General features: G+C 73.1%; 6 protein-coding genes. 1 reads left to right on the forward strand and 5 read right to left on the reverse strand.

Annotation, left to right across the window (positions count from 1 at the left end):
* The 4 genes from AC4H2G_RS21480 to AC4H2G_RS21495 all read right to left on the reverse strand — a co-directional run.
* Window positions 1-549, reverse strand: a 549-nt coding sequence (locus AC4H2G_RS21480) for a ClpX C4-type zinc finger protein (protein ID WP_494367777.1), incomplete at its 3' end; no start/stop codon positions are given.
* A gap of 57 nt (window positions 550-606) precedes the next feature.
* Window positions 607-1,908 (reverse strand): cell division protein ZapE, encoded by a 1,302-nt coding sequence (zapE, locus tag AC4H2G_RS21485; RefSeq protein WP_494367778.1) that lies wholly within the window; start codon window positions 1,906-1,908, stop codon window positions 607-609.
* A gap of 9 nt (window positions 1,909-1,917) precedes the next feature.
* Window positions 1,918-2,859, reverse strand: a complete 942-nt coding sequence (locus AC4H2G_RS21490; protein WP_494367779.1) for a permease prefix domain 1-containing protein — start codon at window positions 2,857-2,859, stop codon at window positions 1,918-1,920.
* Window positions 2,856-3,200: a PadR family transcriptional regulator gene (locus AC4H2G_RS21495; RefSeq protein ID WP_494367780.1), complete on the reverse strand. Its 345-nt coding sequence runs from the start codon at window positions 3,198-3,200 to the stop codon at window positions 2,856-2,858. The genes AC4H2G_RS21490 and AC4H2G_RS21495 overlap by 4 nt, the downstream gene beginning before the upstream one ends.
* A 130-nt stretch (window positions 3,201-3,330) precedes the next feature.
* On the opposite strand from AC4H2G_RS21495, the gene AC4H2G_RS21500 reads away from it, so the two are divergent.
* Window positions 3,331-4,041, forward strand: a complete 711-nt coding sequence (locus AC4H2G_RS21500; RefSeq protein ID WP_494367781.1) for an iron-dependent transcriptional repressor DtxR — start codon at window positions 3,331-3,333, stop codon at window positions 4,039-4,041.
* Window positions 4,042-4,180: 139 nt separating this feature from the next.
* On the opposite strand, the gene AC4H2G_RS21505 is transcribed toward AC4H2G_RS21500, so the two are convergent.
* Window positions 4,181-4,502, reverse strand: a 322-nt coding sequence (locus AC4H2G_RS21505; protein ID WP_494367782.1) for a superoxide dismutase, incomplete at its 5' end; no start/stop codon positions are given.

The raw sequence follows: 4,502 nt of genomic DNA on the forward strand, positions 1-4,502 counted from the left end.
CGTCAACGCTGTCGCGTCCGCGATCGCGAACGGCACGTTCAACATCCGCGCCAACGTCTGCGCCAGATACGTCTTACCCGTCCCCGTCGGACCGATCAACAGAATGTTCGACTTCGCCAGCTCCACGTCGTCGAGACCGTCGCCCGGCCCGGACGCTGCGTCACCAGCGGCCTCGGCGGCCTCCGCCGCCTCGGCGGCGGCCGCGGCCGCCCGGACCCGCTTGTAGTGGTTGTGGACGGCGACGGCGAGCGCACGCTTCGCGGGGTCCTGCCCGACGACGTACGTGCTGAGGTGCGCGAAGATCTCGTGCGGCGTGGGCAGGCGTCCGTCACCCGTCGCGACGTCCTGGTTCTCGGGCTCGCGGTCCTCGTCGACCATCTCCAGGCACAGCGCGACGCACTCGTCGCAGATGAAGACCCCCGCCGGTCCGGCGATCAGGCGCTTGACCTGCTTCTGCGACTTCCCGCAGAACGAGCAGGTCAGGGTGTCGGCCGAGCGGGGACGGCGCGAGCGGTCGTCGCCCGTGCCGCTGCCGTCAGTGGGTGCCACGAGAACCTCCGGTCGGGATGGGTGCCGCGTCGGGGCCGATCGTAGCGTCCGCCGCCCTCAGTCCCGACAGGCGGCCGTGCCGGCCTGTCGCGTGCCTCGGGGCGCGTCGTGCGCGACGGCCGAGGCGTCGAGGAGCTGGAGCCGGCTCGCGGTGCGGAACGCGTCGGGACGCTCGGTGCGTGCCGCGAGGAACGTCGCGCGGTCGTGCGGCGACGTCACCACGAGCTCGACGTCCGCGTCGCACAGCACGTCCACGACGGCGACGAACCGCTGCTGCGCCTCGCGGTCGACCTCGGTGAGGAGCGGGACGTCGGTGATCACCCACCGGGCGAACCGGGCGGCCCAGTCGAGGTACTCGAGGGTCGACGTCGGACGGGTCGCCAGTTCCTCGAAGGTCACCCAGAGCTCCGCCGGCCCGGCCTCGTGGTCCTCGCGCGCGGCGGACACCGCGAAGGTTCGCGACCCGGTGCGCACGCGCGTCGCCTCGCCGGGACCCGGGGCGCGCAGCCCGCGCGCGGCGAGCTGCGTCGTCGTCCCCGGGGTGAGCCACGCGCCCGCGGCGAAACCCGGACGTCCGCGTCCTCCGAGCGACCGGTAGTCCGTCGGGCCGGTGAGCTCCACGACGTCGAGGTGCTCGCGCAGGAGCGCGATGCCCGGCTCGGCGAGGTGGTGCCACAACGGGTTCGGCAGGAGCGTGGCAGGCGCGTAGTTCGACGTGGCGAGGACGACGACGCCCGCCTCGAACGTCCGGCGCAGGAGCCGCGTCAGGAGGGTCGCGTCGCCGGAGTCGTGCAGGTGGAGCTCGTCGAGGTAGAGCAGCGTGGTGCCGCGCAGGAGGCCGTCGATCGCGGCGTCGACCGCGCCGGGCGGCAGATCGGGTCGCGCGGCGGAAGGGTTCGGGTCGGGTCGCGCGTCGGTCGGGGCCCGGTCGGGTGCGCGGGTCCGCCACCCGCGGGTCGGACCGTGCTGCCCGACGGCGGCCCGCGGCCCGCCGGGGGACGTCGCCCGGTGCGCGTGGATGGCCGCGTGCAGCTCGCGGAGGAGGTCGTACACGTGGACGCGCTTCGTCGCGCCGGCCGGGAGCTCGCGCGAGAGCGCCGTGAAGAACGCGCCCGCGAGCCAGGACTTGCCGCGACCCGCGGGTCCCCACACGTACAGGCCGCGCGGCGCCGTGCGAGGCGCCGGGCGAGGTGGCGGGAGGGGCGCGGGTCGCCGTCGGGCACCGTTCCGGGGGAGTCCCGCGGCGACCGTGAGGAGCCGCGCGAGGACCTCGCGCTGGCCGGGGTCGAGCGTGAAGCCCTCGCGCTCGGCGGCCGCCTCGACCGCGTCGCGGACGCGGTCGAGGCGGCGGGAGGTCACCGGGACAGACTAGGCGCGGCGCGTGCGCAGGGCCTTGACCCACACGTCGACGACGTCCCAGACGGCGATGACGACGGTCATCGCGATGATCCCGTTCGAGAGCCACGTCAGAGAGTCGCCCCCCGAGGCCTCGAGGAACGCCGGGTTGACGAGGCGGTCGGCGCTCGCGAGCCACACGACGACGCCGGCGAACAGCGCGGCCGTGACGGTGTTGACGGCGGCGAGGCCGACGGTCCACCGGCCGCGGGCATACGTGACGATGGTGAGCACGATGTCGACCGCGACGATCGCCAGGAGGGCGACGGTCCAGGCCGGCCACAGGTCCGGGTGCAGCACCGGGATCGCGGTGCCGTCGGGCTCGTGGAACCACGAGAGCGCGGGCTGCAGCAGGAGCGCCGCGGCGACCAGGACGAGCAGCCCGACGGACGCGACCGTGTCGACGAGCGAGACCTCGCGCCGGGGCCGGTCGGCCGGCAGGCGGTCGACGGTCCAGGGGCCGGTGAGGTCGCCGGGCTTCGTGCCGGTGCGCTCCGTGACCACGAACACGAGGGTGGTCCAGAACGCGATCTGCAGCGCGACGGTCGCCGCCGTCCACAGGCCCTCCCAGATCGCGGAGCCGACGGGACCGCCGTCGACGAGGTCGACCGTGAGGACGACGGCCCCGGGGACGAGGCTGAACCAGACCAGCACCTTGAGGAGGCGCAGCCAGTCGGGATAGAGCGCCGGGCCGATGAGGTAGAGCGGGCGGCCGGCGAGGTCGGCGGCGAGCCGGTCGGGGTCGCCGAGGTCGTTGAGCACCGTGGTCTCGGCCTGGTCCTGCGCGACGCCGGAGTCGAGCTGGGCGTCGACGGCGTCCGCGATGGACGCGCGCAGCTCGTCCTCGATGTCGCCGTGCTGCTCGGTGGGGATGCGGCGCAGGGTCGCCGCGACGTAGCGGTCGGTGAGCGTCATGACCGGCCCTTCTGCGTGTCGATGGTCTGGAGGTGGTGGGCGACGGCCGTCCACTCGGCGAGCAGCGTGCGCGCGAGCCGCTCGCCGTCGGGTGACGTCCGGTAGAACTTGCGCGGCCGGGCCTCGTCGGTGTTCCACTCGCTGACGAGCAGCCCCTGCTTCTCGAGGCGGCGCAGGAGGGGGTACAGCGTGTTGGCGTCGACGGGCAGGTCGGCCGCCGCGAGCGACTCGAGCAGCCCGTACCCGTAGCCAGGGGTGCGCAGCATCAGCAGGCTCGCGACGACGACGGAACCGCGCCGCACCTCCTGGCTGTGTCCCGCGGAGATCTCTGGATCGATCATGTGTCACACGATAGTGTGTGGCGCACAGTATGTGCAAGCGACACATCATCGTGTTGACGCCGGACCGCTAGACTGGAACGGTTCCAGAGAAGACCCTGCTTCCAACCCTGCGCGCCGCCCGGGAGGCCTCGTGACCGACCTGATCGACACCACCGAGATGTACCTGAAGTCGATCTACGAGCTGCAGGAGGAGGGCATCCCGCCGCTGCGCGCCCGCATCGCCGAGCGGCTCGGGCACTCCGGGCCCACGGTGTCGCAGACCGTCGCCCGGATGGAGCGTGACGGGCTCGTCGTCGTCGGCGGCGACCGCCAGCTCGAGCTCACGGCGCAGGGCCACCAGACGGCCGTGCGCGTCATGCGCAAGCACCGCCTCGCCGAGCGGCTGCTCACCGACGTCATCAAGCTCGACTGGGAGCAGGTCCACACCGAGGCCTGCCGGTGGGAGCACGTCATGAGCGACCTCGTCGAGAAGCGCCTCATCGGGCTGCTCGACCACCCCGCGCACGACCCCTACGGCAACCCGATCCCCGGCCTGCGCGAGCTCGGCGAGGACCTGCCGGAGGTCGAGTACCTCGACGGCGTGTCGTCGCTGCCCGCTCACCTCGTCGCGCACGGCGTGCGGTCGGGCCAGCAGGCGCGCGTCGTCCTGCAGCGCATCGCCGAGCCGATCCAGGTCGACGTCGAGCTCCTCGCGCGGTTCGCCGAGGCGGGGGTCTTCCCGCGGCGGACGCTCGTCGTGGAGCCCGCGGACGGCGGCGTGACGGTCTCGGGCGACGGCGCGGAGGTCGTCCTCGACCTGCCCCTCGACGTCGCGCGCCACCTCTTCGTGACAGCCGACTGACCGCGCGGGTCCAGGGCCCTGGGCTCAGGGGCGGAACGTGCCGAACCCCGGGTTGTCCCGCGATCAGGGTGCTGATCGGGGGACAACCCGGGGTTCGGCGTCGGCGCTGCGGGTGGTGCGGTGTTCTCAGGCGGTGTTGTCAGGCGACGATGAGCCCGGCGGTCTGGGTCTTGGCGCGCTGGAGGCGGGCCTCGGCGTCGGACCAGTTGACGAGGTTCCACCAGGCGGTGACGTAGTCGGCGCGCACGTTCTGGTAGTCGAGGTAGTAGGCGTGCTCCCAGACGTCGAGCAGGACGATGGGGGTCAGGCCGAGGGCGATGTTGCCCTGCTGGTCGTAGAGCTGGACGGTGATGAGCTTCTGGCCGATGGAGTCCCAGGCGAGGATGGCCCAGCCGGAGCCCTGGACGCCCGCGGCGACGGCGGCGAACTGCTTCTTGAAGGCGTCGAAGGAGCCGAAGTTG

The sequence above is a fragment of the Cellulosimicrobium sp. BMG9.23 genome (assembly GCF_059159985.1).

What these genes read in the sequence shown, in the direction of transcription:
- AC4H2G_RS21495 (WP_494367780.1), bottom strand. Translation starts at nt 3,200, where the DNA reads ATGATCGATCCAGAGATCTCCGCGGGACACAGCCAGGAGGTGCGGCGC.
- AC4H2G_RS21490 (WP_494367779.1), bottom strand. Translation starts at nt 2,859, where the DNA reads ATGACGCTCACCGACCGCTACGTCGCGGCGACCCTGCGCCGCATCCCC.